This is a genomic window from Polynucleobacter sp. UK-Kesae-W10 (genome assembly GCF_018881575.1).
In the GTDB taxonomy this organism is placed as follows: Bacteria; Pseudomonadota; Gammaproteobacteria; order Burkholderiales; family Burkholderiaceae; genus Polynucleobacter.
On record NZ_JACVQB010000006.1, the window covers coordinates 145,044 to 171,820 of the forward strand.

Genomic DNA, 26,777 nt, shown 5'->3' on the forward strand with positions numbered 1-26,777 from the left:
CCATGTTGATTCATTGGGGATCGTGAATGCTTTTGGGGCGGCTGGTTACGGAATTTATCCCCGCTCAATTAACTGCTCAAATGCCTTTCCAAAAGCCTCGGGTGGCTGAGCCCCTTGCATAAGATATTGCTCATTGAGAATAATCGATGGGACGGAGCTGATGCCGGCGCTCGTATAAGTGAGTTCTTCTTCACGAACTGCATTGGCGAAAGTATCGCTGCTTAAAATTTCCTGCGCTTTGTTTGGATCCAGGCCAGCCCGAATAACAGCGTCGATTAAATTTTTATGATCATCTAAATCCACTGCTAAACAAAAGTAAGTATTGAGCAATTCTGTCTTTAGCGCAGCTTGCTTTTGTAAATCATATTCTTGGGCTGCCCAATGGATGAGGCGATGTGCATCGAAGGTGTTGTAAACCCGCTTGCGACCCTCGGGATGGAACTGAAATCCCGCTTCTAATGCTTTAGCGCGAATATTGGCTTGATTGGCCTTTACCTGCTCTGCTGTTAAGCCGTATTTTTCAGTCAGGTGCTCGATCGCATCTTGGCCGCCTTTGGGCATATGGGGATTGAGCTCGAAAGGACGAAAATGAACCTCAAAATTAGCTTGATCGCCAAACTGAGAAATCGCCTGGTTGAGGTTACCTAAACCTACGGCGCACCAAGGGCAGGCTACATCAGATACAAAGTCAATTTTGATGGTGGGTTTCATAAAGACGATTGTAGCCAGATCCCTGTTTTATGGGGATTGGTATCTATTGCCTACCCTCAAATGGCTTAGGTATAGTGCTATTTATCTGACTCTTCAACATCATTTAATGGCTATGAAAAAAATACTCTTCACCCTCACCCTTGCTATTGCTGCAAGCTCTCAATCCGCGGTGGTTTTGGCAGATCCTCCGGTCGCTCCATTTTATGAATCCGTGATCTCAATGAGTGCAAGTGGAAAATTGGGTCAGGTAATTAAGAAAGAATCCATCAAGACTTCTGTAAAAGGTGCCCAAGCCTGGAAGATTGCTTATATCTCCTCTGATGTCTATGGTCGACCAACCAAAGTAACTGGCTTGGTAGTAGCACCAATTGGTGCTGCGCCTAAAGAGGGTCGACCGATTATGTCCTGGGCTCATGGCACAACAGGTGCTGCTCAAAATTGTGGCCCCTCTCAAGTGCTTAATCCAGTAGTACCTCTCAATGAATATTTTTTAATTGGTGGTAATTCTTGGACGGATTATGGAATTCCTGCAATTGAAGAATTTATTCAAGCAGGTTATGTTGTAGTCGCAACCGACTATCAAGGGCAGGGCGGTGGCGGTAGACATCAATATGCTTTAGCTGCAACGAACGCGATGGATACGATTGATGCTGCCCGTGCAGCCAGCTCGATGAAGGAGACCGGTGCTGGTAAGAAGGCTGTTATTTATGGCTGGTCTCAGGGCGGTGGGGTAGCAGTTGCAGCCGCTAGCATGGCAGATTACTTAGGCAAAAAAGGCACTGCCGCTGACAACATTGAGCTCGTGGGTTCCGTGGCTTTGGCCCCTGATGATATTGCGATCATGATCCCGGGCGCGGATAAGGATCAGGCTATTGCGCAGAAATCCCTCAGTGGATTAATTCAAATGTTTACGGGCAATGTGTTTGATTTTTCTCATATGGCGATGAGCATGTGGGGAGTGCAAGCAGCTAATCCGAATTTGAAGCTCACCGATATCTTTACTGAGGATGGCGCTAAGGCGCTCAATGAAGTCATCAGTAATAAGTGTATGCATGCAGTAGCTGATACCTTGAACTTCAACTTCAGCAGTCAATACAAGACGCTATTAAGAGACCAAATCAACAATCCCCTCGAGTGGACTAAGACCATGATTCAGGGTAGCGTCATTCCCGCAAAACCGGTCACTCCAGTAGTCATTTATTGGGGCAATAAAGATGTCACCAATCCTCCGATTATGGGTAAGCTATATCAGGAGCAAATGTGCAAGCTGGGCGGTAATGTGAATCGGGTAGAGCTTGCAGGAAACCAATCCCACTTTACAACCCCAGGAGCATCTAAACCGCTTTACCTAAACTGGATTGCGGATCGCTTGGCTGGCAAGCCGGCCCCTAATAATTGCGCTCAAGCCGCACAACTGCCAAGTTAAACGGCATAGAGTAGTACCCTTCACGCCACCAATGCAGAGCCAGCATTGGTGGCCCTCATCCAGCTTTAATGTTCGCACTCTGAGTCCCATTGCCATGGATAATGGGCAATACATTATTGCTGCGCCATTTTTGGAATACCACCATGGAAATTAAAGTTAACTTTCTGGATAAGTTGCGTCTTGAAGCGAAGTTTGACGACTTCACAGTCATTGCTGACCAACCAATTCGTTACAAGGGAGATGGTTCGGCTCCAGGTCCATTTGATTACTTCTTAGCATCCTCGGCCTTGTGTGCAGCCTATTTTGTAAAGTTATATTGTGAAACCCGCAACATTCCTACCGACAATATTCGTCTCTCACAAAATAATATTGTTGATCCGGAAAATCGCTATCAGCAAATATTTAAGATTCAAGTAGAGTTGCCTGCAGACATCTCTGCGACCGATCGTCAAGGTATCTTGCGTTCTATTGAGCGCTGCACAGTCAAAAAGGTAGTGCAAGCAGGCCCAGAGTTTGTCATTGAGGTGGTGGAGAATCTAGATGCTGATGCCCAGGCGTTATTAATGGCTAAACCAGCATCTGATGCTGGTACTTATATTACGGGTAAAGATTTGCCGCTTGAGCAAACGATAGCGAATATGTCTGCCCTATTGGCCGACATTGGAATCAAGATAGAAATTGCCTCATGGCGCAACATCATTCCCAATGTTTGGTCCTTACATATTCGTGATGCCCATTCCCCCATGTGCTTTACCAATGGCAAAGGCGCTACCAAGGAGAGTGCTTTGGCTTCTGCCTTAGGCGAATACATCGAGCGTTTGAGTAATAACCATTTTTATGCTGGTACTTACTGGGGTGAAGAGCTTGCAAATGCAGATTTTGTCCATTACCCCAGTGAGCGTTGGTTTAAGCCAGGGCCTAAAGACGTTTTACCAAAAGAAATTCTGGATGCGTATTGCCTAAAGATCTACAACCCCGATGGAGAATTGCGCAGCTCTCATCTTATCGATACCAATTCAGGGAACGCTCAGCGCGGAATCTGTTCTTTGCCATATATAAGGCAATCGGATGGCCAGACAGTCTATTTCCCATCCAACCTCGTAGAAAATTTATTTGTTAGCAATGGTATGAGTGCTGGCAATACCCTGGCAGAAGCCCAGGTGCAATGTTTATCGGAGATTTTTGAGCGAGCCGTGAAACGTGAAATCTTAGAGGGTGAAATCTGTCTTCCAGATGTGCCTGCCGAAGTTCTCGCAAAGTATCCCAGTATCTTGGCTGGTATTCGGGGTCTAGAGGAGCAGGGGTTTCCGGTGTTAGTAAAAGATGCCTCGCTGGGTGGAGTGTACCCAGTAATGTGCGTTACCTTAATGAACCCGCGAACAGGTGGCGTATTTGCATCGTTCGGAGCACATCCCAGTTTAGAAGTTGCGCTTGAGCGCAGCCTCACGGAACTCCTGCAAGGACGTAGCTTAGAGGGTTTGAATGATTTACCAGCACCCACATTTGCAAGTGAGGCCGTGACAGAGCCTAACAACTTTGTTGAGCATTTTATTGATTCGAGCGGCATTGTGTCATGGAGATTTTTTAGTGCTAAAGCTGATTATGAATTTGTCGAATGGGATTTCTCGAGCGATAGCGCTAACTCCAATGCCGAAGAGGTAGATATCCTTTTTGGTATTCTAAAATCTATTGATAAAGAAGCATACGTTGCAGTCTATGATGAATTGGGTGCAACGGCCTGCCGAATTTTGGTGCCGGGATATTCCGAGGTGTATCCCGTAGAGGATTTAATTTGGGATAACACCAATAAGGCCTTGCTCTTTCGAACAGATATTCTAAATTTGACGCGCTTAGACAATGCTGCCTTAGCGGATTTGCTTGAGCGTTTAGAAAATAATGAATTAGATGAATACGGTGATATCGCCACGCTCATTGGTGTGGAGTTTGATGAGAATACCGTCTGGGGGCAGCTCACTGTCTTAGAGTTAAAGCTCTTAATCAATCTTGCCTTAGAGCAATTTGAAGAAGCGCATGAGTTGGTGGGTGCATTTCTTCAGTACAACGACAATACGGTAGAGCGAGGCTTGTTTTATCAAGCCTTGAACGTGGTGCTTGAGGTCGTCTTGAGTGATGATTTAGAACTAAAGGACTATGTGGTCAATTTCCGCCGCATGTTTGGCGATGTTCGGATGGATGCTGTACTAGGGTCAATAGATGGCACTGTGCGCTTCTATGGCTTGACCCCAACAAGCATGGGCTTAGAGGGTCTAGATCGTCACCATCGCATGATGGATAGCTATCGAAAATTGCATGCGGCCCGAGCAAAGTTTGTATCTGTAACTCGCTAGAGCATTAATCGGGGTGAATACTATCTACTCTAGGTAGATGGTGCGCTGCACTAACGATTACATCAAACTAACGTGATATTCTTTTTGTAAACCAATAAATCAATGGAGACAATATGAAATTCATCAGCAAGTTGATGCTGGGTCTGCTGACCTGTATCGGGTTTGGCCAAGTCTTAGCTGCCGGAAAATTCGAGATGACTGAATACATGATTCAGAGCGATACCCCTGGTATTTCTTTATATGTACGCAACAAGCATTTGGCAGGCATGAAGAAATTCTCGCCAGAAAAGACCTTGCTGTACGTTCATGGCTCGACTTATCCTGCTGAAACTGCATTCGACCTCTCGCTCGATGGTACGTCATGGATGGAATATATTGCCGCTCGTGGTTATGACGTTTGGTTAGTTGACTTGCGAGGTTATGGGAAATCTACTCGTCCGCCAGAGATGGACCAACCTGCTGATCAGAATCCACCGCTGGTACGTACTAATGTTGCAGTAAGCGATGTTTCTAGTGCCGTCGATTACATTTTAAAAAAGCGCAACATAGATAAATTAAATTTACTTGGCTGGTCATGGGGTACGACCATCATGGGTAAGTACACCGCAGAAAATAATCAAAAGGTCAATAAGTTGGTGTTATATGCACCGCAATGGCTGCGTCAGGGTGGTGCACCGCTGACGGACAAAGGTGGTCAATTGGGAGCCTATCGCGTTGCCTCAATGGCGGATGCGAAGAATCGTTGGTTAACTGGCGTTCCAGAGAATGCAAAAGCAACGTTGATACCAGAAGGCTGGTTTGAAAAGTGGGCTGCAGCAACCTTTGAAACTGATCCTTGGGGAAAAACACAAACACCGAAGAAGCTACGTGCTCCCAATGGAACTGTTCAGGATGCTCGCGAGTTCTGGACTGCCGGTATACCGGTTTACCAGCCACAGGATATTCGTGTGCCGGTAATGTTGGTTCATGCTGAATGGGATGCGGATTTACCTAGCTATATGATGTATGAGTATTTTACGAAGCTAGAAAATGCTCCATACAAAATCATGTTGCAAATTAGCGAAGGCACGCACACCATCATCATGGAAAAGAATCGCATGCTAATGTTCTCAGGAGTGCAGGAATTCTTGGATAGTAAATTTAGGCCAGAAAAATAAGCTTAAATTAGTAATGAGGGGGAAAAGATGAGTCGCAAAACTGCTCTAGTGTTCTCACTGACTTTATTAGCTGCATTCTGTGCATATGGAGACGAGTCACCCCCAGTAATTGATCAATCCCGAGTATTTCCTGTGCAAAAAAATCCGATCATCGAGCGTAGTCATCGACAGGATCAAAACAAGGATGAGGCAGTAGATGGGAAGTCTAAAAAGTCTGACCCCAAAGATACCAAGCTCAGTATCGATGGGAACGGTGGCTCTAGTAATCGCTCAGCAGGTGGGAAGGCTACCTTGCGACAGCGCATCCCATTTGATTAGCCTCTACCCACAAAAGGCATATTAGTGGCCATGATGGTCATATTGAGGATATTGCTCTCTAGCGGTAACTGAGCCATGTGGAGTACTGCTTGGCCAACATGTTCTACATCCATGCGAGGCTCAACCTTAATCGATTGATCTGCCTGAATAATGCCTGCAGCCATTCGCTCAGTCATTTCGGTTGCTGCATTACCAATATCAATTTGTCCGCAGGCAATATTAAATGGGCGGCCATCCAAAGAGATGGTTTTAGTTAGACCAGAGATAGCATGCTTAGTGGCTGTGTAAGGTGCCGACATCGGCCTTGGTGCGTGAGCAGAGATAGAGCCATTATTAATAATTCGGCCACCTTGTGGAGATTGTGCTTTCATCATACGAATTGCTTCTTGAGAGCATAAGAATGCCCCACATAAATTGGCGTTCACGACATCCATCCACTGTTGATAAGTTAAATCTTCCATAGGGATGGCGGGTGCTCCAATGCCAGCATTATTAAAGAGCACATCAATGCGCCCAAATTTTTCCTTGATTGCGGCAAACAGTTTTTTAACTTGGTCTGGATTACCTACGTCACAAGCAACCGCCAGACAATTGTCTGAGGTTCCACCAATATCGGTGATCGCTTTTTGTAACTTTTCTAGATTTCGTCCGGTCAGAACCACCTTATATCCCCCGTGTAATAGGGCTTTAGAGGCTGCTCTACCGATTCCTACGCCTGCTCCAGTAATGAGGGCGACTTTATTGTTTGCTGAGTTCATATTGTCTTTCTAAATTTTGTCTCAAATTTATTTTATAGTTTTGTAATGCCATGTCATGCAAGTCTACGCTAAATAATATGACTATGTAATGCGTCCCGGGCATCGAAATTTATAGAGTGTTAAAAACCTTATAAACTAACCTTTGCCTTATAAAAAAGATTTCTAAGTGCCAAAATTTCAAAAAATATACGTTTTAGGGGCTGGAGCCGTTGGCTGCTATTTTGGTGGCATATTGGCCCGCGCCAATTTTGACGTCACGCTCATTGCTAGGCCTGAGCGAGTACTAGCGTTAAATACCTTTGGACTAGAAATGGACTGTCAGTCTTTTAGGGAATTAGTCCATCCAAAAGCCAGCAGTGACTTATCAATCTTAGCGGATGCTGATTTGGTGCTTCTGAGTGTGAAGTCACCCGATACAGAGAAAGTGATACAAGACATTGCTTCAATATTGCCTCGGCATGCAGTAATCTTGAGCTTGCAAAACGGGGTAGAGAATATTGATATTGTTGCCAATATCTTATGTAATCCCGTCTATGCGGCAGTTGTTTACGTAGCGACTGAAATGATTGGCCATAAAACCCTGAAGCATCACGGTAGAGGCGAGCTCTTTATTGGCAAACCTCAGGCACTCACAAAACATGACCAAGAGAATTTGACTGGAATTTGTGATTTATTTGTGCGCGCACAGATTCCCTGTGAAATTGCTAGCAATATTAAAAAAGATATGTGGCTGAAGTTTTTGGTGAACTGCGCTTATAACGGCCTATCTGGTATTAAGCAGATGCCTTATGGCGAAATGATGCGTATCCCTGAAGTGGTTCAGCAGATTGAAAAAATTACCGAAGAATTTTTGGTAATTGCAGCATTAGAGGATATAGCTATTTCTGAGGCAGAAGCCAAAAATGCAAATGAATTGATTGCATCTTCTATGGCCACCCAACGTTCATCAACCGCACAAGATTTGGTCAGAGGGAAGAAAACCGAAATCGATTTCTTGAACGGCTATATTGTGCAATTGGGTAAAAAGCATGGTTTCCCGGTTCCCTATAACAAATCAGTGTATGACTCGATTAAGACCTTAGAACGGCCTTAGGCGCACGCACTTGCGCACCCTTTCGTAAAAATGATTTGGCTTAGACCGAACCCAGGCAATAAAGCGCTGAATTTCAGGGTGATTCTGAAGCGCCTCAACCGTATTGAAATGCGTTGCCAGTTCATTTTCAGTAAATAAAGCATGAATTTGGCGATGACAAATACGGTGTAGATATTCAGTAGCTTTACCCCCTTTGGATTTGGGAATGAGATGATGTGCTTCCTTTTGCGAGGGTGGGATAGGGCGACCACACAGCGGACAGGCTAAATCCATTGCTGTTGAATTTAGGGTGGGCTGTGTGCCAATCAGCTTCTGACGAATCTTGCCAATCATGGTTCGTTGCTGGGGGAATATGGAGTCATACCAGTTTAGTAAATAAGTCTTAAACTTGCACAGTGCCAAGATCTCCTGCCAAAACACTTTCTGAATCGGATATTTCTCGCCTCATTGAGATGGCTTGGGAAGACCGTACCCCATTTGATGCTATTGAGCAATCTTTTGGACTTTCCGAGTCGCAGGTGATTGCGTTAATGCGTGCTGAGCTTAAAAGAGGCTCATTTGAACTTTGGCGTAAGCGCGTTACTGGTAGGGCAACCAAGCATATGGCTTTACGCAGTAAGTTGGTTGAGCGCGCCTATTGCCCCACGCAATATAAACATAAATGAGTACACCTAAAAAGCTAGTGCTGATTCTGGGTGATCAACTAGATCTTCAGAGCGCCGCCTTAAAAGGGTTCAATTTTGAAACCGATCAAGTATTGATGGTGGAGTCTGTCCCGGAAGCCCAATTTGTATGGTCTCATCAAGCGAAGATTGCACTATTTCTCTCGGCAATGCGCCACTTTGCGCAGTCTTTACGAGAATTAAATTACCCCATTTGCTATATAGAAAATTCGCCGCTCTCGATCGTTGAGACTGTAAAAGAAACGCTACTTGCTAATGGGATCACGCATCTGGTTTGTGTTGAGCCGGGCGAATGGCGTTTAAAGCAAGAGCTTGAGGCCTTGGCCAAAGCTCTGAATTTTCAGCTCGATCTGCGTGAAGATGAACACTTTTTCTGTAGTCATCAAGAGTTCCGAGCATGGGCTGCAGATAAAAAGGAATTGCGCCTAGAGTACTTTTACCGCCTGATGCGCAAAAAGTACAACATCCTCCTGGAGGCAGATGGAAATCCTGTGGGTGGGCAATGGAACTTCGATCAAGATAATCGCAAGCCCTACCCAAAGGCCGGCCCTGGGATGATCGAAAGCCCTCTCTTGTTTGAGCCAGACGAGATTACGAAAGTGGTCATTGCTTTTGTTCAAGAAAAATACCCAGAGCACCCAGGATCGCTAGAATACTTTCGTTGGCCGGTAAACCGTGAGCAGGCTTTAGAGGCCTTGAACTATTTTGTGGAATACCGCTTGAGAAACTTTGGCGTCTTTCAAGATGCCATGTGGACCGATACCCCTTATGGTTGGCACTCCATTCTTTCTAGTGCCTTAAATATCAAGCTGCTCAATCCACGTGAAGTGATTGCTGCTGTTCTGCTTGCCTGGAAAAAATACTCTCTCGATTTATCGACGATTGAAGGTTTTATTCGCCAAATATTAGGTTGGCGCGAGTTTGTGCGGGGCATGTACTTCTTGGATATGCCCAAGATGGCACAAGATAATTATTACCAGCATCAAAGGCCGCTACCAAATTGGTATTGGACTGGTGAAACTAAGATGGCGTGTATGCAAGATGCTATTGGGCAGACGCTCAAATATGGCTATGCGCATCATATTCAACGTCTGATGGTGACCGGAAATTTTGCGCTTCTCGCAGAGGTATTGCCTTCAGCAGTATGCGATTGGTATCTTGCCATTTATGTTGACGCGATCGAGTGGGTAGAGCTACCCAATACCGCTGGAATGGCATTGTTTGCGAACGGCGGACGTTTTACTAGCAAGCCTTATATTGCGAGCGGCGCTTATATCAAGCGGATGAGTAATTATTGCGGCTCCTGCAAATATAAGCCTGAGGTTCGATTTGGTGAGCAGGCTTGCCCAGTAACAACCTTGTATTGGAATTTCTTGATTAAGCATCGGCAACAATTTGATGGCAATCCCCGTACTCGTCTGATGACGGCAAACCTTAAAAAGATCAGCGACTCTGATCAAGCGGCGATTACAGCCCATGCAACAGTATTGCTCAATAACCTTGACGACCTATAGGCAGCAAATGCAACAGTCTTTTAAAGGCAATAAAAGTTTTTTGCCAAGCAAAATATGTGTCGTATGTAAAAGAGAAATGACCTGGAGAAAGTCTTGGACCAAGAATTGGGAAGCGATTAAATACTGCTCAGATGCTTGTCGCAAAAAGGGTAGCAAGGCTTAGATTCTTGCGCATATTTTTACCAGGGTAATTTTTCTCCTGAGTAGGATAAAAAGCTCCCTGAATCTTTGGGTTCTATATTTTCAATTACACGCAATATGTCTGCTGCTGCATCTAATGCGGGTCTACCAATTTGCTGACCACGAAAAGGTTTTGAAAGCCTAGAGTTCACAGTGCCTGGATGTAGGGCGACAAGGGCGGTATTGGGTTTCGTTCGGGCAAACTCAATCGCTGCAGTTTTGATTAGCATATTGAGTGCCGCTTTAGAGCTGCGATAACTATACCAACCCCCAAGGCGATTATCTTCAATGCTGCCTACCTTTGCAGAGAGGCTAGCCATGATGCTTCCATCGGGATCTAGCAATTTAGAAAAATAGCGAATCGTTAAAGCAGGACCTATCGCATTGATTTGCATGAGCTCCATGAGTTGTTCAGCCTGCAAGTCATCCAACCTTTTTTCTGGCATCCACTGGTCGGTATGCAAAATGCCAATAGTGTTGATGATGAGTTGAAAAGGCCCCTCATTTAGCAGTGCATTGGCACAGGCTTCGATGCTCTGGGGGTCAAGGTAATTTATGGCAGGTGTGGATTGGCGGTGCACCCCTACAACCCCTAAACAATTAGGGTTATCTTGCAGAAGCTCTACAAAGGCTGCCCCAATGGTTCCAGATGAGCCAATAATGAGTGCGCGAAAGGGTGTAGATAGAATTTTCAAGGAGTCTTTATAGGGAGTTTGCTGTCCAGCCAGTTTATTGAATAAGTCTTACACTTGCACAATGGCAAGCGATCTACAAAAACTTACCTTGTTTTACGATGGTGCCTGCCCTTTGTGCCAGGCGGAAATACTGTTTCTATCTGATCGCAGGCAAGCAGGTCTCTTGGACTTTATTGATATCCATTCTGATCAATATGATCCAGCTAAGGTAGGTGTTTCATGTGAGCAGGCTTTAGCGGCAATGTACGGACAGTTTGCAGATGGCTCGCTGATACAGGGTGCGGCAGTTTTTCCGGAGGCCTATCGCAGAGCTAATCTCCCCTTTTTGGCTTGGCTGTTCTCCCGAAAGTCTTTGCAACCTATTTTGCAGGCCGCTTACCAAGTTTTTGCTAAGAACCGCCATGCCATTTCTGCCGCTTTGGGCCCAACTGCCTTACGTTGGGTTCGAAAAAAGAGGGACCTCAGTGCTTCATGAAATTCCGCACTAAATTTTTTCTCATATTGCTAGTTGCGCTTGCGCAGCTCGTACCCTCGGTTGTTTGTGCGCGAGAGATATCCTCTGTTGAGGAGGTATTGAATCCTGCCAAATTGCAAGGTAGTGGCAAACTCACTTGGTGGGGGTTTCATGTCTATGACGCGAGTTTTTATCGCTCTGGAAACTTAAACTCCCCTGAGTTTGCGCTTGATCTTCGCTATTACAAATCTTTCAGTGGCAATGCGATTGCTAACCGATCAGCAGAAGAAATGAGGAAGTTGGGCGTACCAGACGTGCAGGCACAAGCCTGGGGTAAGCAGTTAGCCAGCTTTTTACCGAACGTAGAACCCGGCCAAAACTTAACTGCGATTTATACGCCTAAGCAAGGTACAACGTTTTATTTTGAGGGCAAGCCGCTTGCTCAGATTGCCGGTGCAGACTTTCCGAAGGCTTTTTTTGGTATTTGGTTAGACGCAAAAACGAGTGCTCCTAAATTGCGCGAGCAACTGCTGAGTCAAAATTGTCCCCCGCCACTTTTTCAGGAGGCATGCAATCCATGATGCATATTCTTAAGCGCTGTAGCGCTATTGTTTTCTGTACTGTATTTTTAATTAGCTGTGCAGGTCCACAAGTCTCTCAATACGCTAATGAAAAACCAGCATTAGATTTAAGCGAATACTTCAATGGCACCCTAGACGCCTATGGCATTTTTACCGACCGAAGCGGGGCAGTTGTAAAGCGCTTTACGGTAGTCATCCAAGCCAACTGGCAGTTAGTCGACGGTAAGAAGGTGGGCACATTAGATGAGAGCTTTGATTACTCTGATGGAAGCAAGCAAAAGCGCATTTGGAAGATCACCGAAGTTTCCCCTGGTAAGTACATTGGCCGGGCTGATGATGTGGTGGGTGATGCCAATGGTGCCTCGGCTGGGAATGCCTTAAATTGGGCTTATACCTTAGCACTTCCCGTAGATGGCACCATCTATCACATGCAGTTTAATGACTGGATGTATCTGATTACCCCAAAAGTGATGATTAATCGAGCCAAGATGAGTAAGTTTGGGATTGATTTGGGAGAGGTCACCCTAAGCTTCTACAAACGATAGGGTGTCCTAGGCGCACTTACTTTTCTATTAGAATCATTTGATTTAAAAATAATCAAAAGCAATAATAGAAGACGCCCAATGAACACAAATAACCCAACACAAAGTCGCGTAGCTGTAGTCACCGGTGGGGCACGCGGTATTGGTTTAGCCATTGGCCAGTGGTTCCTAGATCATGCTTACCAAGTTGCCTTATTGGATATTGATAAGACAACGCTTGATAAAACCATGCAACAGTTTGCTGGGAATCAGAAGGTCATTGGCATTCATTGCGACGTATCTCAGCCTAAAGAGGTGGAGCGTGCTGCTCAAGAGGTGATCAAGCAATTTGGTCATGTCACAGCACTGGTCAACAATGCTGGTGTAGCAGTGTTTAAGCCGGTATTTGAGACCTCATTTGAAGAGTGGCGCCAGGTTCTTGGAACCAATCTCGACGGCGCGTTTATTTGCTCACAAGTATTTGGTCGCTTGATCGTTCAGCATGGCGGGGGTGCAATCGTCAATATTGCTTCAATTTCGGGATTAAGGGCAAGCACCCTCAGGGTTGCCTATGGCACCAGTAAGGCGGCATTGATTCAGTTAACTAAGCAGTACGCAGTCGAGTTGGGCAACGCTAATGTGCGGGTCAATGTGATTGCCCCAGGACCGGTAGATACGGAAATGGCCAAGCTGGTGCATAGCGTAGCGATTCGCTCGGATTATTACGACACTATTCCGCTGGGTCGCTATGGCACCCCTGAGGAAATGGCAAATACTGTCGGTTTTCTATGTAGTGATGAAGCAGCATTTATTAATGGACAGGTCTTGGCGGTAGATGGGGGCTTTGAGGCCACTGGCGTCGGTTTGCCAACCTTGCGCCGCAATACCCAAGCTACATAACCCAGTCCATTTGGTGTTTTCCCTCGACTTAGCCCACTTTATTAAAATCTAGCGGTATATTCAGTGGCAGAATAAATGCCTAAGAAATGGGCTTTTTTACCTCAGAAGAATTTAGAAAAACTATCCTTTGGAGACAATATGACATTTACGAGACGCGACTTTATTAAAACCGCGGGTGTTGCAGCATTACCTTTGGTAGCAGGCAATACATTTGCACAGAGTGCAGAATTTAATATGAAGTTTGGTAGCAACCTGCCTGCTACTCACCCACTGAATATACATGCCTATAAGATGGCATCAAAAATCAAACTCGAAACAAAGGGTCGTGTTGATATTCAAGTGTTCCCTTATAACCAATTGGGAAATGACACTGATATGTTGTCCCAGCTGCGTTCAGGCGCGCTTGATTTCATGACCTTATCACCCCTCATCTTGGGTTCTTTGGTACCACAAGCGCAGATCAATGGTGTAGGTTTTGCATTTAAAGATTACAAGCAGGTATGGGCGGCAATGGATGGTGAACTGGGTGCCTATGTACGCCGTCAGATTGCCAATACTGGCACGATCTTTGCATTCGATAAGATTTGGGATAACGGCTATCGCGAAGTAACCAATAGCGTACGCCCAATTAATAAACCTGATGACTTAAAAGGCATCAAGCTGCGTACGCCTCCTGGACCAATGTGGGTTTCTTTATTTAAGGCCCTTGGCGCAGCACCAACACCGCTGAACTTTGCTGAAGTCTATTCAGCATTGCAGTCCAAGGTTGTTGATGGCCAAGAAAATCCACTGGCCATTATTTACACTGCTAAGTTATATGAAGTGCAAAAGTATTGCTCAATGACCAATCATATGTGGGATGGCTATTGGTTTATGGGCAACAAGAAATTATTCGAGCAGTTACCACCAGATTTGCAAGCGATCGTCACGCGTAACGTTGCTGAATCGGCAGTATTGCAAAGAGCTGATGTGCGCAAGATGAATGATGGCTTGCAGGCTGAGTTGAAAGCAAAGGGTATGGCGGTAAACGATACCAACCCAGATCCTTTCCGTGAAAAATTACGACAAGCAGGTTTCTACTCAGAGTGGAAAGCCAAATTTGGTGAAGAGGCATGGTCCTTGCTTGAGAAATACACGGGCAAACTTGCGTGAGCTCTCCATCTTTAGTAAACGAGGCCCCTTTATCGGGGCCTTTCGGTAAATATGCATCTGTACTTGAAAAGGTCGTTGCTACCCTGGTTGAGTGGGTGGCAGCGTGCCTAGTTTTGGCATGCATTGGAATCCTTTTTTCAGGTGTTGTTGGTCGTTATCTATTTAACTCTCCCTTGGTTTGGTCTGATGAGTTAGCCTCGATTTTGTTTTTATGGCTAGCAATGATTGGATCGGTTATCGCCCTCAAGCGTGGCGAACACATGCGCATGACAGCATGCGTAAGCAAGCTAAGCGATCAGAAGAAGGCGTATTTTGAGGCTCTTGGAATTTTGGCCTGCTTTTTCTATTTGGCGATCATTCTGAGGCCTGCCTATCATTTTGCTTTGGATGAGCTGATTGTCACAACCCCTTCCCTAGAGGTCTCCAATCTTTGGCGTGCAGCAGCTATTCCGAGTGGCGTCATCTTGATGATGTTCTTTTGCTTATTTCGCTTAGCCAGAATTGCCACACTGAAAGTAGCTATTTATAGTGTGTTGATGTTAGCCGCCGGTTTTGCTGCTCTCTACTTTTGCTCTCCATGGTTTGGCAGCCTAGGTAAATACAATTTATTGATCTTTTTTGTGGGCGTTGCAGGCTTTAGTATTTTGGCTGGCGTGCCAATTGCCTTTGCATTTGGTCTAGGTACAGTAGCTTACTTAGGCTTAAGTACGCATATGCCATTATCTGTGGTGATCGGGCGTATGGATGAAGCCATGTCGCATATGGTCTTGTTAGCTGTTCCGCTATTCGTATTCCTGGGTCTCCTGATGGAAATGACAGGTATGGCTAGAGCAATGATTGCCTTCTTAGCCTCGCTCTTGGGCCATGTGCGTGGTGGCCTTTCTTATGTATTGGTTGGTGCTATGTATTTGGTATCAGGTATTTCTGGTTCCAAGGCAGCGGATATGGCAGCCATTGCGCCAGCCTTGTTCCCGGAGATGAAAAAAACTACGCCTCCTGGCGAGTTGGTTGCGTTATTGGCAGCAACCGGTGCGCAAACAGAAACCATTCCACCGAGCTTAGTGCTGATTACGATTGGCTCAGTCACCGGTGTTTCGATTGCCGCTTTATTTACCGGTGGTATGTTGCCAGCCTTAATTCTGGCTTTGATTTTGTGTGTATTAGTATGGTGGCGTAATCGTCACGTTCAAATTGCGCACGTAGCAAAACCAAAACCAATTGAAGTCATCAAGCTATGTTTGGTAGCCTTGCCTGCACTCGCATTGCCCTTTGTGATTCGTGCTGCAGTAGTGGAGGGGGTTGCTACTGCTACTGAAGTCTCAACGATTGGCATTGTCTATGGCTTGATCTGCGGCGTTCTGATCTATCGACAATTTGATATTAAGCGCATTGTGCCGATGCTGATTGATACCGCCTCATTGTCTGGCGCTATTCTATTAATCATTGGGGCGGCAACTGGCATGGCTTGGGGTTTAACGCAATCTGGTTTTTCACAGGTAGTGGCTCAAATCATGACGGACCTGAATGGCGGCCCGCATTTATTCCTATTTATTTCCATCATCGTATTTGTTGTTCTGGGTTCTGTCTTGGAAGGTATACCGGCGATTGTTCTCTTCGGACCATTGTTGTTCCCGGTAGCACGCCAGCTTGGAATCAATGAGGTGCACTATTCCATGGTGGTCATTCTGTCTATGGGTATCGGCTTATTTGCTCCCCCGCTAGGTGTGGGTTATTACGCCGCTTGTGCGATTGGCAAGGTCAATCCAGATGAAGGCGTGAAGCCCATTGTCGGCTATTTAATTGCTTTGGTGATAGGCACCTTAATTGTTGCATTTGTTCCTTGGCTATCTACAGGGTTTCTTTCGTAATCATTTGTCAAATTAGAATTCAATAAAAAAACCAAGCTTCGGCTTGGTTTTTTCTTTGTTCACTACATCATCTTGAAATCATCATTTCATTGTCAACCCAGTGATTTCTCCGAGCGTTGTAGGAATAAGGGGTGCAAAAACCTCGTTACTCTTGATAAAGAGGAGGTAAACATGAGCAAGATCCTCGTTTCTTTGCTTATTTCAGTAGTGTTGATGGGTGCTGTAGGCCCCGCAAACGCTCATGGTTGGCGAGGTGGTTATGGCGGTGGTTGGGCGCCTTTTGCAGTTGGTGCTGTTGCTGGAGCAGTGGTGGTGCGCAGTTACTACAGGCCAGCGCCTATCTACTATGGTCCTCCCGCCTATTACTATCCACGAGGGCATGCAGTTGCATTCTGTCCTGAAAACGGTCTGTACTACCCCCAAACACAAGCTTGTCCAAGTGGGTGGCAACGTGTAGTGAATTATTGATTCATTGCTATCCCGCTCAGGCAATTCCAGCGGGTTATCCCTGAGCAGAGATTGGCCTCCTGCATGTTAGATTGAGTTATGTAGTAGTGATAATGTATTTAAAATAATTCAATCTGGAGACAGTGATGAGATTAAAAGTATTAGGCCAACTATTTTTTGCTATGGCACTTTGTGGTTCAGTATCTTTGGGTGCTTATGCTCAGGCTGGAGCAAAAGACTTTGTCGTTGTTAAGCCTGATCAAGTAGTGTGGACGGATGCGCCCGCTGGCGTCAAAACAGCATTTCTTTATGGTGACCCAAATAAGCCTGGCATGTATGTAGTGCGCAATATTTTTCCGGAAGGGATCATGAGTTCCCCTCACTTTCATACGCAAGATCGCTTTGTTACGGTCATTAAGGGCACTTGGTATGCCGGTACAGATGCTAGTTGGGATCCGGCAACCACTGTGGGCCTACCTGCTGGCAGCATGATGTTCCACCCGGCTGGCGTAGTGCATTTTGATGGTGCCATGAAAGGCCCAACTGAAATTCAGATCATTGGTATGGGGCCGGTGAGCACAACCCCGGCATATCCCAATGAGCCACGTTTTGGAAAACCGCGCAAACTCAATTAATTCATCATTACCTTGTGTGGCGGCCTGATGTCAGGTTAATAAAAAACCCCAGAGTTTTTCTGGGGTTTTTTATTTAGCTCAAGGTAATTACGCCGCTATTTTGCTTGGCGCTTCTTCGCTCACCGAGTGGCGAATCAAGTAATCAAATGCGCCTAATGAAGCTTTTGCGCCTTCACCCATTGCAATGATGATTTGTTTGTAGGGGATCGTGGTGCAGTCACCAGCAGCAAATACACCCGGTACAGATGTCTCGCCTTTCGCATCAACAATGATCTCGCCGCGAGGTGAGAGGTCTACAGTGCCTTTGAGCCATTCGGTATTTGGGAGTAGGCCAATTTGAACAAAAATACCTTCAAGCTCAAGGGTGTGCTCTTGGCTATTTGTGCGATCTTGGTAGCGCAGGCCATTTACTTTGCTGCCATCGCCTATTACCTCTTTTGTGAGGGCGCTCTTAATGACCGTTACATTCGGTAGGCTAAAGAGCTTGTTCTGTAGCACGGCATCTGCACGCAACTGGCTATCAAATTCAATTAGGGTGACATGGCTAACAATGCCTGCGAGGTCAATCGCTGCCTCAACACCTGAGTTACCGCCACCAATCACGGCAACACGCTTACCTTTGAATAATGGGCCGTCACAGTGCGGACAGTAGGCGACACCTTTATTGCGATATTCTTGCTCGCCAGGCACATTCATTTCTCTCCAGCGGGCACCAGTACTAATGATGACGGACTTGCTTTTGAGTACTGCGCCATTAGCCATCTCCACTTCAATGCCGTTATGGGTTTTGCGTAACGCATCGGCGCGCTGCAAGTTCATGATGTCTACTTCATAACTCTTTACGTGCTGCTCTAATGCCTGAACCAATTTTGGGCCTTCGGTATGGGAGACTGAGATAAAGTTCTCAATACCCAAGGTATCCATTACTTGGCCACCAAAACGCTCGGCGACAATGCCAGTACGAATGCCTTTGCGGGCTGCATAGATAGCCGCAGCTGATCCAGCGGGACCGCCACCAACAACCAATACATCAAAACTATCTTTTGCATTAAGTTTGGCTGCCTCTTCTTCTGAGCTGCCGGTATCTAATTTAGCGATGATTTCTTCTGCGCCCATGCGGCCTTGGCCAAAGACTTCACCATTGAGAATGACTGTTGGAACAGCCATGATCTGGTGCTGGTCAACCAAGTTCTGGAAGAGGGCGCCATCAATCATTTCATGTTCAATATTCGGGTTGATAGCTGCCATCAAATTGAGTGCCTGTACAACGTCTGGGCAGTTGTGGCAAGACAAGGAGATGAAGGTTTGGAACTTTAACTTGCCATCGAGCTTGCGAATGCGCGCAAGAACATCTTCTTCGACTTTTGGTGGGTAACCGCTGGCTTGCAAAATTGCCAAAATAAAAGAAGTCATTTCATGACCCATTGGCAAGCCTGCGAAAGTGATGCGTGCTTCTTCGCCAACTTTGCTCACGGTAAAGCTGGGTAAATTGTTTGCGGTGCCATCGGTCTTGACTGAAATCTTGTCGGATTGCTCAGCAACTTCGTTTAAGAGTTCGAGCATTTGTCCTGCAGCGGGACTTTGGTCGAGGCTAGCAGTGAGTACGATCGGGGTAAGGATTTTTTCGAAATAGGTTTTGAGCTGGGCTTTGATGTTGCTATCTAGCATGGTGACATCCTTAATATTCAATTTCAGTGAGTCTATTGGGCAGGATCTTCTCCTCTCCAATAGACTCTCCGGAGAGAGTCTGATTGGTTATTGGCTGAACTACAGAATTAGATCTTGCCTACGAGGTCCAAAGATGGAGTCAAGGTAGCTGCGCCTTCTTTCCATTTCGCTGGGCAAACTTCACCTGGGTGAGCAGCTGTGTACTGGGCAGCCTTGAGTTTACGCAGTGTCTCAGATACGTCACGAGCGATTTCATTGGAATGAATCTCCGCAGTTTTGATCACGCCTTCTGGGTTGATGATGAATGTGCCACGCAATGCCAAGCCTGCTTCAGGAATATGCACACCAAAAGCATTTGTCAATGTATGTGTTGGGTCACCAACCAATGGGAACTTCGCCTTGCCTACAGCAGGAGAAGTCTCGTGCCAAACTTTGTGTGAGAAGTGGGTATCGGTTGTAACGATATAGACTTCAGCGCCTAATTTTTGGAACTCAGCATAGTTCTCTGCTGCATCTTCAATTTCTGTTGGGCAGTTAAATGTAAAAGCTGCTGGCATGAAAATCAAAACTGACCAATGACCTTTGAGGCTTTCGTCAGTAATAGTTACAAACTTACCATTATGGAAAGCTTCGGTTTTGAATGGCTGAACTGCTGTATTGATGATAGACATGGTGCTCCTTTTGTTAAATGAATTGGGTTAATCAAATTCGCAATACTTTGACAACGGAGTCCATTCTAGGGGCTATATTGATATTTGTATAATGAATAATTTAGATATAAGCAATCGATTTTATTGATAATTACCTTGAGCCGCTCTAAAGCGGTCATAATTGCTCAATTCCTGGTTAGAGCCGCTATTCCAGACTTATTCAGACTTACTTTTAGAGCCCTTATTTATGCGCAATCCCATCAAAACCTGTATTCAAGCACTGACAGTCACAACGCTCGCTCTGGCTCTACTGATGGGGTGCCAATCAACGGGTCAGGATGGCAAGCCACTTACTCCAGCGGAAATTCTGCAAAAGCGGAGCGCTACTCTTCAGATGGCGCATACCGGATTGGAAGCATTGATCAAGCAGAACCCGGCCGTGCAAAAAGAAATTGATAGTGCAGCAGGCTATGCGGTGTTTAGCGCCACAAATGTGAATATCGTGTTAATTGTTGTTGCGCGTGGTGAAGGCGTACTCTTTGATAAGCGCCGTAAAGAGCCTATCTTCATGCAAGCCCTGAAGACGGGTGAAGGCTTGGGTGCTGGCTATCAGTCTCAATATCAAATCGTCATTTTTAAAAATACTGCTGCAATTGATCAGTTTTTATTAACCTCGGTGGACGGTCATCGTGGTGGCGTGGATGTCGATGCAAACTTTTCAGCTGGTTCAGGCGGCACGATTCGCTCTTTCAATCCGGAGATTACTTTCTACACGGTTGGTTTATCTGGCTATGACTTACAGGCCAACTATGGCGGAACTTTATACCTTGTGGATCAGCAGTTAAATGATGCGGCAACCCTGAACAGTCTGCCTAAACCTACAAAAACCAGTAAATAAGCCCATTACCACCAGTATTGCCACAGCTCTACTGGTATTTCTCTATAGAAACCCTCTAGAACGAGAGTAGATTGGTATCAGTCTTCTACTATCTAAGGGGGTTCTCATGAGTAAGAATTCATTTAACGCTGCGGCCACTAAAGGCCAGCAAAAGGCGGTAGATGCCAGCCAGGCAGTCGGTCGTGTTGCCATGGAGAGTGCGCAAGCGATTATGGAAATTAATCAACAGGCTGCTCAAGAGTTTGCCGAATTGATTCAAATGCGTGTTTCTGAGTTAATGAAAACGCAAGATCCGAAAGCTAGCTTTGATTATGTTCATGCAGAGGTTTTGCAGGAAGCGGTCAAAGAGGTGACACATTATCACCAGCAACTCATGCAAGTGCTCAGAAGTGGCAATCAAGAATTGGCGGACATTGCCGAAGAGATGATCCAAACCTCTAAAGCGGATCTGATTCACTTTGTAAATGATGCAACCAATAACGCACCTGCTGGTAGCGAGGCTTATGTCTCAGTATTTAAAACCTCATTTAATAACGCCTTACAAAATTTTGAATTGGTCCGTGCAGCTATGGCGGACTCATTTGCAAATTTTGAGAAGAGCGTGGAGAGCGTGAGCAATCTGGCCGCCGCCAAGAGTCCTTCTAAGAAGAAGTAAGTGTCAGGCGTGAAGTGTCAAGACTATTTCAATGGCGCCTAATAGCGCTGTTGAAATAGCAGGGCAGTTTGAATAGTCTGAAAATGAATATCAATCGTGGAGTCTATGACTTTGCCGTAACCACCTGCCATCGAGAACGCAATTGGTATTTGTTTATCTAAGCCATATTGAAAGACTTGCTCATCCCTTAGGCGCATTCCTGTCTTGCTAATATGCAGTCTGCCCAGGCGATCATCTTCATGGGGGTCTGCGCCAGCCAAATAAATCAGAACATCTGGTCTAAAGCGATTGTCCAGCTCATCTAGACTCTGGTTAACTGCATGTAGGTAGCTGGCATCATCACAAGCATCTGGTAATCCGACATCCAAATCACTGGTTTCTTTTTTGAATGGAAAATTATTTTCCCCATGAATAGAAAGTGTGAAGATAGATGAATCGTGCTGCAAAATCGAAGCAGTACCATTGCCTTGATGAACATCAAAGTCAATGATCGCAATCTTGAGTTTGGCACTCACTTCTTTTTGTAAGGCCCGTGCTGCAATCGCTGAATCATTAAATACACAGAAGCCACTACCTTGATTGCGGTAAGCGTGATGTGTTCCTCCGGCCAAATTGCCAGAGATACCCTCAAGCAAAGCAGTTTTGGCGGCTGCGAGCGTGGCTCCAGCAGAGCGACGGGAGCGTTCTACCATCTTTTCGCTCCAAGGAAAGCCAATTTCTTTTTGTTCTTGCGCGCTGATATTTCCAGCGAGAATATTCATTAGGTACTGGGGATCATGAGCATATAGAATTTGTGTATCGCTCGCTGCGGGTGCCTCAATCAACTCTACCGCCGAGAGTGTGCCCACCAAATCCCGGAGGCGTGAATATTTTTCCATTGGGAACCGATGTCCCGCGGGCAGGGGCAAAACAAAATGATCTGAATAGAAAGCCTTCAAGGTTCGCTCGAGTATTTTTCTAGTAAGGCGAGAGAGACCTTTTCCAGGGTTTTGATATTGGTGCTCTCTAATTTCACCAGAGGTGCGCAATTTGCCTCAACCGCCTCAAGCCAGCGATTGAGACAGAGGCACCATTGGTCGCCTGCAATGAGCCCTGGAAATTGGTAATGCGGGGCGGGGGTAATCAGATCGTTGCCCCTGCTGAGACTAAATTGCAAAAAATCATCCGTTAGCACGGCGCAAATCAGATGGCTTCCCGCATCCTCGGCATTGGTCTTACAGCACCCATCTCTAAAAAATCCTGTTAATGGATCAAAAGAGCAAGGCACTAATGGTTGCCCTAGGACGTTGAGCGTCACTTCTGTTTTCATGCGATCTTTCTGTAATGGCGCTTTTAGATTGCGCTGTATATGGGGTTCAGGGGTGGTGGGCAAAAAATTCCCTTTTGTGTCACACTTTCTGCACCTAAACAGCTTGCTAAATCCAATTTTGCAATAAAACCAGAATTCACGGGCAACTCATGAGAATCGAAGATACCGACCCAGCAAGACATGCTGGAATTGAATACCCAATGGAAGTGGGTGCCCCGGTGTTCGCTCCTATTAAAGTAGTTGAAGAAAAAGACAAAGCTGTCAATGTGGCGCGCCAAAATGCCAAGCAAGAATATGAGCGCATCATGGAGCAGGCTGAAGTATTGATGAAGCAAGCAAAAGCATTACAGGCCAGATTAGATGCAACGGAAATGGTGCACAGCGCCAAATTTAGTTTTAATCCGATTCACGGAAAAATTTACCATCTGTATTACGACAGCAGAAATGCAACGAATGTCCTAATTCAAAATGGGCCACAGGAATGGAGTTGCGGTATTCCAGATGCCTGGACTTATTCCATGGCAGTAAAGAAGTTGGGTGATAGCACTTGGGCGGTAGTGGAAGAAAACGCCCTTGTTGTATGATATTTTTTTAAAACAAATATAAATAGGTGACATGTGACAAAAGCCAGAGTAGTTAGTCTAGATAAGTTGGGTAGCGCAGAGGTCATTCAAGTAATTGATAAGGAATTGCCGCCACCAGGTAAAGGTGAAGTGCAACTTCGTCAAACTGCCATCGGCTTCAACTTCATTGACGTCTATCAACGCTCAGGTGTTTATCCCCTGGAATTACCTACTGGTCTAGGTCATGAGGCGGTTGGTGTCGTTGAGTCCTTGGGTGAAGGTGTTACTGGCTTAAAGGTTGGCGATCGTGTCATGTATATGAATGCCGGCATTGGCGCTTATGCAAGTGCCCGTAATGTTGCGGCTGATAAATTGGTACCCGTTCCTGCAAACGTTTCAGACGAAGTAGCTGCTGCAGTATTTTTCAAGGCGATGACTGCACAGTACTTGGTTCAGAAAACGTATCAAGTCAAAGCGGGTGATATTGTTTTGGTGCATGCAGCTGCAGGCGGTGTTGGTCAGATTTTGGCAGGCTGGGCAAAAGCATTAGGCGCCTTTGTAGTAGGTACGGTTGGCTCAGAAGCTAAAGTTGCCGCCGCCAAAGCAGCGGGTTGTGATGCTGTAGTGGATTATTCCAAGCCAAACTGGGTGGAAGAAGTATTAAAAGCGACAGGCGGCAAAAAAGCCAATGTTGTTTATGACTCAGTTGCTAAAGATACTTTCTTGGGTTCTTTGGATTGCACGGCTCCTTTTGGTACTGTGGCGCTCTTTGGTGCTGCCTCCGGTCCTGCGCCAGAAATGCAGCCTGAGATCTTGAATAAGAAGGGTTGCCTATTCTTAACTAGACCTTCTGTGTTTCCACACAATGCCACACATGCACTCTTGCAAGAAAATGCCAAGGCAGTATTTGATGCCATTGCTAAGGGTTATGTCAAAGTGCAAATTGGTGCGAAGTTCCCGCTGGAACAAGCTGCTGATGCGCATCGCGCCGCGGAAGGTAGAAAAGTCTCTGGTGCGATTGTGATGATCCCCTAATTCTTTGTAAATTCGGTATTACAGAGCCCCGCACAAGCGGGGCTTTTTCATTGTGGTGACCAGTTGTAAGATAGTGAAATGAAACTACTTTTTAAATGGTCTTTTGTCTGCGCCTTAGTGATGGGTAGTAGTTTTACTTTAGCGCAAATTCCGGATACTCAGCGCTCCGAAGGTATTGCTTATATTTCTGGCGGGGTGGGTGAGGAAGAAACAAACGCTATTTTGTCTGAAGCAAAGCAGTGGCCTCTTCTGCTGGAGTTATCTCAAATTGAAAATGGTCGGGGTGTATGGATTTTTGGCGCTCAAATCAAAGTTATTAATAGTCAAAAGAAAGTAATTTTTGATGCCCAGGCAGATGGCCCTTATATGTTGATCAATCTGGAGTCAGGCGATTATCAAATTCAGGCAAGCTATCAAGGTGTAGAGCAAAAGAGAAGCATCAGTGTGAAAGCGGGTACACCACAAAAGATCGTGATTTTCTGGAAGTAATCATGGTGCGCCGCCATATAAAACAGGTTTGCCAATATCGGATATAGTTTTCTTATTCCAATAAAAAGATCACAGGAGACAAGATCATGAGAGAAGTCACATTGAAAAAGGCTGTTGTAAAGGCTTTATTGCTACCAGTTTTATTGGCTGCGAGTTCATTTGCTTTGGCGCAATCAGCAACCATCACTGGTGCCCAGGGCAAGACCGAGCTTTTATGGTTTGGTCAGGCAGGCTTTCGCATTAAATCCCCAGAGGGCAAGATGATCTTGATTGATCCTTGGATTACAGGCGGACCAAAAACCCCGCCGCAATATAAAAATGATTTATCTGCCATCGGCCCGATTGATTTGCTACTTGTGACGCATGCTCACGTTGACCACATTGGAGATGCTCCTGCTGTAGCTAAGGCAAACAACACCAAGTTGTACGGCCCTGCTGATATGGTCACACCATTAACTACTTTAGGTATCTTGCCTGCTGAGCTTGGTTGGCGCTTTAATAAGACAGGTCGCGTGACACCTTTGCCTGGTATCAAAGTCACTGCAGTCCAGGCAGACCATTCCTCATTATTGGTTTGGAAAAATCCAGCCACTGAAAAAATGGAATCCCATCCAGCAGGTGAACCAGTGGGTTACATCATCGAGCTGGAGAATGGTTTCAAGATTTGGCATATGGGCGATACCGGCTTATTTAGCGATATGAAATTTATTAGCGAGCATTACAAGCCAGATTTAGTATTGATTCCTATCGGCGGTAATTTCACAATGGCTCCGGATGATGCGGCGTATGCATTAAAGACTTGGATTAAGCCGAAAATGGTTATTCCAATGCATTACAACTCCAATCCAATGACCAAGGGTACTTTAGCTGAATTCCAGGCGGCCATGAAGGGCAGCAATATCAAAGTGATCCCAATGACTGAGGGTGAAACAGTTCAGTTTTAGGTTTTTCCCCAGTTTCAGCCAAAACCCCACAAGATTTGTGGGGTTTTTTTATTGCCTGAACTTGCAATTAGTTCGTATTAGTACTAAACTAGTTCTAACTAGTACTTTCTAGATCAAAAATATGAACTTTTTGCCAACCCTTCGAAATTTAGTGACTGCCTATCAAGCGTTTGAGCGCTATTCAGCGCCAGACCTTAAAGCATTGGGCTTGACGATGACGCAGTTTGATGTGATTGCCACCTTAGGCAATCAGCCCCCCATGACATGCAAAGAGTTAGGGGAAAAGACCTTGGTGACTAAGGGAACCTTGACTGGGGTATTGGAGCGCCTAGAGACAAAAGGTATTTTGGAGCGCAATATTAATCCTGAGGATGCGCGTAGCCAGAAGATTGGCTTAACAACCAGTGGGCAGCAATTGTTTGAGAGGGTGTTTCCAGCGCACATACAACATTTGAATCAGGCGTTTCAAAAACTGAGTCCGACTCAAATGCAGACACTTCAGGAGTCACTGAAATTACTTGAAAGTATTTTTTAATGAAGCAAGACAATCAAACAAACAGGAGAAGAACATGAGTAAAGTTGCTGTTGTATTTCATAGTGGCTATGGCCATACCGTTAAACAAGCTGAAGCTATTGCAAAAGGAGCGAATGCAACTTTAATTGCAATTGATGCTGAGGGTAATATCACTGAAGCCCAATGGGTAACGCTGAATGAGGCTGATGCCATCATCTTTGGATCCCCAACCTATATGGGTACAGTGAGCTGGCAATTTAAGAAGTTTGCAGATGCAAGTTCTAAGCCTTGGTTCACCCAGCAATGGAAAGATAAGGTATTTGGTGGGTTTACGAATTCAGCCACGATGAATGGCGACAAGCACTCCACCTTGCATTATTTCTTTACCTTGGCAATGCAGCACTCTGGATTATGGGTTGGTACTGGCCTCATGCCTTCTAATTCCAAAGCTGCTAAGCGTGATGATGTGAATTACGTTGGTTCATTTGCTGGTGCGATGATGCAAACACCATCAGATGCAAGTGCTGATGAAGTGAATCTTGGCGACTTGGAGACAGCGCGTCTTTATGGTGAGCGCGTAGCTAAGATTACTCAACAATTGCGCGGCTAAG

General features: G+C 45.6%; 32 protein-coding genes. 24 read left to right on the top strand and 8 right to left on the bottom strand.

Annotated elements, in window-relative coordinates; translation table 11 throughout:
- Positions 1–54: 54 nt before the first annotated feature.
- Entirely contained in the window at positions 55–711 is a 657-nt protein-coding gene (locus tag ICN24_RS09705) for a DsbA family oxidoreductase (protein WP_216223453.1), read from the bottom strand.
- Positions 712–823: 112 nt separating this feature from the next.
- On the opposite strand from ICN24_RS09705, the gene ICN24_RS09710 reads away from it, so the two are divergent.
- The 4 genes from ICN24_RS09710 (at position 824) to ICN24_RS09725 (ending at position 5,960) form a co-directional block, all read left to right on the top strand.
- Positions 824–2,137, top strand: a complete 1,314-nt coding sequence (locus tag ICN24_RS09710) for an alpha/beta fold hydrolase (RefSeq protein WP_216223454.1) — start codon at positions 824–826, stop codon at positions 2,135–2,137.
- Between the two features lie 143 nt (positions 2,138–2,280).
- Positions 2,281–4,485 carry an OsmC domain/YcaO domain-containing protein gene (locus tag ICN24_RS09715; RefSeq protein ID WP_216223456.1) on the top strand — a complete coding sequence of 735 codons (2,205 nt, stop codon included), beginning with the start codon at positions 2,281–2,283 and terminating at the stop codon, positions 4,483–4,485.
- A 113-nt stretch (positions 4,486–4,598) separates the two neighbouring features.
- Positions 4,599–5,642: an alpha/beta hydrolase gene (locus tag ICN24_RS09720; RefSeq protein WP_216223457.1), complete on the top strand. Its 1,044-nt coding sequence runs from the start codon at positions 4,599–4,601 to the stop codon at positions 5,640–5,642.
- Positions 5,643–5,669: 27 nt separating this feature from the next.
- On the top strand, positions 5,670–5,960 hold the full coding sequence (locus tag ICN24_RS09725; RefSeq protein WP_216223458.1) for a hypothetical protein: 291 nt from the start codon (positions 5,670–5,672) through the stop codon (positions 5,958–5,960).
- Here ICN24_RS09725 and ICN24_RS09730 read toward each other — a convergent pair.
- Positions 5,957–6,718, bottom strand: coding sequence for an SDR family oxidoreductase (locus ICN24_RS09730; RefSeq protein ID WP_216223459.1), 762 nt, complete (start codon positions 6,716–6,718; stop codon positions 5,957–5,959). The two genes, ICN24_RS09725 and ICN24_RS09730, sit on opposite strands and share 4 nt — an antisense overlap.
- A gap of 166 nt (positions 6,719–6,884) precedes the next feature.
- Here ICN24_RS09730 and ICN24_RS09735 point away from each other — a divergent pair, with 166 nt between their 5' ends.
- On the top strand, positions 6,885–7,811 hold the full coding sequence (locus ICN24_RS09735; protein ID WP_216223460.1) for a 2-dehydropantoate 2-reductase: 927 nt from the start codon (positions 6,885–6,887) through the stop codon (positions 7,809–7,811).
- Here ICN24_RS09735 and ICN24_RS09740 read toward each other — a convergent pair.
- Complete coding sequence (locus ICN24_RS09740; RefSeq protein WP_216223462.1) at positions 7,797–8,144, bottom strand: HNH endonuclease; 348 nt, start codon at positions 8,142–8,144, stop codon at positions 7,797–7,799. The two genes, ICN24_RS09735 and ICN24_RS09740, sit on opposite strands and share 15 nt — an antisense overlap.
- A gap of 62 nt (positions 8,145–8,206) precedes the next feature.
- On the opposite strand from ICN24_RS09740, the gene ICN24_RS09745 reads away from it, so the two are divergent.
- Genes ICN24_RS09745 through ICN24_RS09755 form a run of 3 tightly spaced genes read left to right on the top strand, consistent with a single transcriptional unit; the run spans position 8,207 to position 10,171 of the window.
- Positions 8,207–8,476, top strand: a complete 270-nt coding sequence (locus tag ICN24_RS09745; protein ID WP_216223464.1) for a TIGR03643 family protein — start codon at positions 8,207–8,209, stop codon at positions 8,474–8,476.
- A complete protein-coding gene (locus tag ICN24_RS09750) occupies positions 8,473–10,008 on the top strand; it encodes a cryptochrome/photolyase family protein (protein ID WP_216223466.1) in 1,536 nt (511 codons plus the stop codon). The genes ICN24_RS09745 and ICN24_RS09750 overlap by 4 nt, the downstream gene beginning before the upstream one ends.
- A 7-nt stretch (positions 10,009–10,015) precedes the next feature.
- On the top strand, positions 10,016–10,171 hold the full coding sequence (locus tag ICN24_RS09755) for a DUF2256 domain-containing protein (RefSeq protein ID WP_216223468.1): 156 nt from the start codon (positions 10,016–10,018) through the stop codon (positions 10,169–10,171).
- A 16-nt stretch (positions 10,172–10,187) separates the two neighbouring features.
- Here the strand turns inward: ICN24_RS09755 and ICN24_RS09760 are convergent, their stop codons facing one another.
- Positions 10,188–10,883 (bottom strand): SDR family NAD(P)-dependent oxidoreductase, encoded by a 696-nt coding sequence (locus ICN24_RS09760; RefSeq protein WP_216223471.1) that lies wholly within the window; start codon positions 10,881–10,883, stop codon positions 10,188–10,190.
- Between the two features lie 61 nt (positions 10,884–10,944).
- Between ICN24_RS09760 and ICN24_RS09765 the strand changes: the two genes are divergently transcribed.
- The 8 genes from ICN24_RS09765 (at position 10,945) to ICN24_RS09800 (ending at position 17,441) form a co-directional block, all read left to right on the top strand.
- Positions 10,945–11,358, top strand: coding sequence for a thiol-disulfide oxidoreductase DCC family protein (locus ICN24_RS09765; RefSeq protein WP_216223475.1), 414 nt, complete (start codon positions 10,945–10,947; stop codon positions 11,356–11,358).
- The gene (locus ICN24_RS09770; RefSeq protein WP_216223476.1) at positions 11,355–11,918 is read left to right on the top strand and encodes a chalcone isomerase family protein; all 564 of its coding nucleotides are present in this window, start codon (positions 11,355–11,357) and stop codon (positions 11,916–11,918) included. Before ICN24_RS09765 ends, ICN24_RS09770 begins: the two co-directional genes overlap by 4 nt.
- Positions 11,915–12,463 carry a DUF3833 domain-containing protein gene (locus ICN24_RS09775; RefSeq protein WP_255532644.1) on the top strand — a complete coding sequence of 183 codons (549 nt, stop codon included), beginning with the start codon at positions 11,915–11,917 and terminating at the stop codon, positions 12,461–12,463. Before ICN24_RS09770 ends, ICN24_RS09775 begins: the two co-directional genes overlap by 4 nt.
- 78 nt (positions 12,464–12,541) lie before the next feature.
- The gene (locus ICN24_RS09780) at positions 12,542–13,339 is read left to right on the top strand and encodes an SDR family NAD(P)-dependent oxidoreductase (RefSeq protein WP_216223482.1); all 798 of its coding nucleotides are present in this window, start codon (positions 12,542–12,544) and stop codon (positions 13,337–13,339) included.
- Between the two features lie 138 nt (positions 13,340–13,477).
- On the top strand, positions 13,478–14,491 hold the full coding sequence (locus tag ICN24_RS09785) for a TRAP transporter substrate-binding protein (RefSeq protein ID WP_216223483.1): 1,014 nt from the start codon (positions 13,478–13,480) through the stop codon (positions 14,489–14,491).
- Entirely contained in the window at positions 14,488–16,359 is a 1,872-nt protein-coding gene (locus tag ICN24_RS09790) for a TRAP transporter large permease subunit (RefSeq protein WP_216223485.1), read from the top strand. The genes ICN24_RS09785 and ICN24_RS09790 overlap by 4 nt, the downstream gene beginning before the upstream one ends.
- Before the next feature lie 171 nt (positions 16,360–16,530).
- Positions 16,531–16,827, top strand: coding sequence for a hypothetical protein (locus tag ICN24_RS09795; RefSeq protein WP_216223488.1), 297 nt, complete (start codon positions 16,531–16,533; stop codon positions 16,825–16,827).
- A gap of 125 nt (positions 16,828–16,952) precedes the next feature.
- A complete protein-coding gene (locus ICN24_RS09800) occupies positions 16,953–17,441 on the top strand; it encodes a cupin domain-containing protein (protein ID WP_216223492.1) in 489 nt (162 codons plus the stop codon).
- A gap of 87 nt (positions 17,442–17,528) precedes the next feature.
- On the opposite strand, the gene ahpF is transcribed toward ICN24_RS09800, so the two are convergent.
- Together ahpF and ahpC are read right to left on the bottom strand one after the other, a co-directional pair.
- Positions 17,529–19,109: an alkyl hydroperoxide reductase subunit F gene (gene ahpF / locus ICN24_RS09805; RefSeq protein WP_216223493.1), complete on the bottom strand. Its 1,581-nt coding sequence runs from the start codon at positions 19,107–19,109 to the stop codon at positions 17,529–17,531.
- A gap of 107 nt (positions 19,110–19,216) precedes the next feature.
- Positions 19,217–19,780 (bottom strand): alkyl hydroperoxide reductase subunit C, encoded by a 564-nt coding sequence (gene ahpC / locus ICN24_RS09810; RefSeq protein ID WP_216223494.1) that lies wholly within the window; start codon positions 19,778–19,780, stop codon positions 19,217–19,219.
- 226 nt (positions 19,781–20,006) lie between these two features.
- Here ahpC and ICN24_RS09815 point away from each other — a divergent pair, with 226 nt between their 5' ends.
- Positions 20,007–20,657 (top strand): hypothetical protein, encoded by a 651-nt coding sequence (locus ICN24_RS09815; RefSeq protein ID WP_216223496.1) that lies wholly within the window; start codon positions 20,007–20,009, stop codon positions 20,655–20,657.
- 106 nt (positions 20,658–20,763) lie between these two features.
- On the top strand, positions 20,764–21,312 hold the full coding sequence (locus tag ICN24_RS09820; protein WP_216223497.1) for a phasin family protein: 549 nt from the start codon (positions 20,764–20,766) through the stop codon (positions 21,310–21,312).
- Between the two features lie 38 nt (positions 21,313–21,350).
- Here ICN24_RS09820 and ICN24_RS09825 read toward each other — a convergent pair whose 3' ends face one another.
- The gene (locus ICN24_RS09825; RefSeq protein ID WP_370623128.1) at positions 21,351–22,190 is read right to left on the bottom strand and encodes a histone deacetylase; all 840 of its coding nucleotides are present in this window, start codon (positions 22,188–22,190) and stop codon (positions 21,351–21,353) included.
- A 56-nt stretch (positions 22,191–22,246) separates the two neighbouring features.
- Positions 22,247–22,621 carry a DUF2237 family protein gene (locus ICN24_RS09830; protein WP_216223680.1) on the bottom strand — a complete coding sequence of 125 codons (375 nt, stop codon included), beginning with the start codon at positions 22,619–22,621 and terminating at the stop codon, positions 22,247–22,249.
- Between the two features lie 149 nt (positions 22,622–22,770).
- Here ICN24_RS09830 and ICN24_RS09835 point away from each other — a divergent pair, with 149 nt between their 5' ends.
- The 6 genes from ICN24_RS09835 to ICN24_RS09860 all read left to right on the top strand — a co-directional run bounded on the left by ICN24_RS09835 (position 22,771) and on the right by ICN24_RS09860 (position 26,776).
- Positions 22,771–23,205 (top strand): DUF2452 domain-containing protein, encoded by a 435-nt coding sequence (locus tag ICN24_RS09835; protein ID WP_216223501.1) that lies wholly within the window; start codon positions 22,771–22,773, stop codon positions 23,203–23,205.
- 33 nt (positions 23,206–23,238) lie between these two features.
- Positions 23,239–24,219: a zinc-binding dehydrogenase gene (locus ICN24_RS09840; protein ID WP_216223503.1), complete on the top strand. Its 981-nt coding sequence runs from the start codon at positions 23,239–23,241 to the stop codon at positions 24,217–24,219.
- A 78-nt stretch (positions 24,220–24,297) separates the two neighbouring features.
- Positions 24,298–24,708 carry a carboxypeptidase-like regulatory domain-containing protein gene (locus ICN24_RS09845; protein ID WP_216223505.1) on the top strand — a complete coding sequence of 137 codons (411 nt, stop codon included), beginning with the start codon at positions 24,298–24,300 and terminating at the stop codon, positions 24,706–24,708.
- An 86-nt stretch (positions 24,709–24,794) separates the two neighbouring features.
- Complete coding sequence (locus ICN24_RS09850; RefSeq protein ID WP_216223513.1) at positions 24,795–25,652, top strand: metal-dependent hydrolase; 858 nt, start codon at positions 24,795–24,797, stop codon at positions 25,650–25,652.
- A 121-nt stretch (positions 25,653–25,773) separates the two neighbouring features.
- Positions 25,774–26,187 carry a MarR family winged helix-turn-helix transcriptional regulator gene (locus ICN24_RS09855; RefSeq protein WP_216223516.1) on the top strand — a complete coding sequence of 138 codons (414 nt, stop codon included), beginning with the start codon at positions 25,774–25,776 and terminating at the stop codon, positions 26,185–26,187.
- Positions 26,188–26,221: 34 nt separating this feature from the next.
- Entirely contained in the window at positions 26,222–26,776 is a 555-nt protein-coding gene (locus ICN24_RS09860) for a flavodoxin family protein (RefSeq protein ID WP_216223518.1), read from the top strand.
- The last annotated feature ends 1 nt before the right edge of the window (position 26,777 follow it).

What these genes read in the sequence shown, in the direction of transcription:
- ICN24_RS09705 (WP_216223453.1), bottom strand. Translation starts at nt 711, where the DNA reads ATGAAACCCACCATCAAAATTGACTTTGTATCTGATGTAGCCTGCCCT.
- ICN24_RS09710 (WP_216223454.1), top strand. Translation starts at nt 824, where the DNA reads ATGAAAAAAATACTCTTCACCCTCACCCTTGCTATTGCTGCAAGCTCT.
- ICN24_RS09715 (WP_216223456.1), top strand. Translation starts at nt 2,281, where the DNA reads ATGGAAATTAAAGTTAACTTTCTGGATAAGTTGCGTCTTGAAGCGAAG.
- ICN24_RS09720 (WP_216223457.1), top strand. Translation starts at nt 4,599, where the DNA reads ATGAAATTCATCAGCAAGTTGATGCTGGGTCTGCTGACCTGTATCGGG.
- ICN24_RS09725 (WP_216223458.1), top strand. Translation starts at nt 5,670, where the DNA reads ATGAGTCGCAAAACTGCTCTAGTGTTCTCACTGACTTTATTAGCTGCA.
- ICN24_RS09730 (WP_216223459.1), bottom strand. Translation starts at nt 6,718, where the DNA reads ATGAACTCAGCAAACAATAAAGTCGCCCTCATTACTGGAGCAGGCGTA.
- ICN24_RS09740 (WP_216223462.1), bottom strand. Translation starts at nt 8,144, where the DNA reads ATGATTGGCAAGATTCGTCAGAAGCTGATTGGCACACAGCCCACCCTA.
- ICN24_RS09750 (WP_216223466.1), top strand. Translation starts at nt 8,473, where the DNA reads ATGAGTACACCTAAAAAGCTAGTGCTGATTCTGGGTGATCAACTAGAT.
- ICN24_RS09755 (WP_216223468.1), top strand. Translation starts at nt 10,016, where the DNA reads ATGCAACAGTCTTTTAAAGGCAATAAAAGTTTTTTGCCAAGCAAAATA.
- ICN24_RS09765 (WP_216223475.1), top strand. Translation starts at nt 10,945, where the DNA reads ATGGCAAGCGATCTACAAAAACTTACCTTGTTTTACGATGGTGCCTGC.
- ICN24_RS09770 (WP_216223476.1), top strand. Translation starts at nt 11,355, where the DNA reads ATGAAATTCCGCACTAAATTTTTTCTCATATTGCTAGTTGCGCTTGCG.
- ICN24_RS09775 (WP_255532644.1), top strand. Translation starts at nt 11,915, where the DNA reads ATGATGCATATTCTTAAGCGCTGTAGCGCTATTGTTTTCTGTACTGTA.
- ICN24_RS09780 (WP_216223482.1), top strand. Translation starts at nt 12,542, where the DNA reads ATGAACACAAATAACCCAACACAAAGTCGCGTAGCTGTAGTCACCGGT.
- ICN24_RS09785 (WP_216223483.1), top strand. Translation starts at nt 13,478, where the DNA reads ATGACATTTACGAGACGCGACTTTATTAAAACCGCGGGTGTTGCAGCA.
- ICN24_RS09795 (WP_216223488.1), top strand. Translation starts at nt 16,531, where the DNA reads ATGAGCAAGATCCTCGTTTCTTTGCTTATTTCAGTAGTGTTGATGGGT.
- ICN24_RS09800 (WP_216223492.1), top strand. Translation starts at nt 16,953, where the DNA reads ATGAGATTAAAAGTATTAGGCCAACTATTTTTTGCTATGGCACTTTGT.
- ahpF (WP_216223493.1), bottom strand. Translation starts at nt 19,109, where the DNA reads ATGCTAGATAGCAACATCAAAGCCCAGCTCAAAACCTATTTCGAAAAA.
- ahpC (WP_216223494.1), bottom strand. Translation starts at nt 19,780, where the DNA reads ATGTCTATCATCAATACAGCAGTTCAGCCATTCAAAACCGAAGCTTTC.
- ICN24_RS09815 (WP_216223496.1), top strand. Translation starts at nt 20,007, where the DNA reads ATGCGCAATCCCATCAAAACCTGTATTCAAGCACTGACAGTCACAACG.
- ICN24_RS09820 (WP_216223497.1), top strand. Translation starts at nt 20,764, where the DNA reads ATGAGTAAGAATTCATTTAACGCTGCGGCCACTAAAGGCCAGCAAAAG.
- ICN24_RS09825 (WP_370623128.1), bottom strand. Translation starts at nt 22,190, where the DNA reads ATGGAAAAATATTCACGCCTCCGGGATTTGGTGGGCACACTCTCGGCG.
- ICN24_RS09830 (WP_216223680.1), bottom strand. Translation starts at nt 22,621, where the DNA reads ATGAAAACAGAAGTGACGCTCAACGTCCTAGGGCAACCATTAGTGCCT.
- ICN24_RS09835 (WP_216223501.1), top strand. Translation starts at nt 22,771, where the DNA reads ATGAGAATCGAAGATACCGACCCAGCAAGACATGCTGGAATTGAATAC.
- ICN24_RS09845 (WP_216223505.1), top strand. Translation starts at nt 24,298, where the DNA reads ATGAAACTACTTTTTAAATGGTCTTTTGTCTGCGCCTTAGTGATGGGT.
- ICN24_RS09850 (WP_216223513.1), top strand. Translation starts at nt 24,795, where the DNA reads ATGAGAGAAGTCACATTGAAAAAGGCTGTTGTAAAGGCTTTATTGCTA.
- ICN24_RS09855 (WP_216223516.1), top strand. Translation starts at nt 25,774, where the DNA reads ATGAACTTTTTGCCAACCCTTCGAAATTTAGTGACTGCCTATCAAGCG.
- ICN24_RS09860 (WP_216223518.1), top strand. Translation starts at nt 26,222, where the DNA reads ATGAGTAAAGTTGCTGTTGTATTTCATAGTGGCTATGGCCATACCGTT.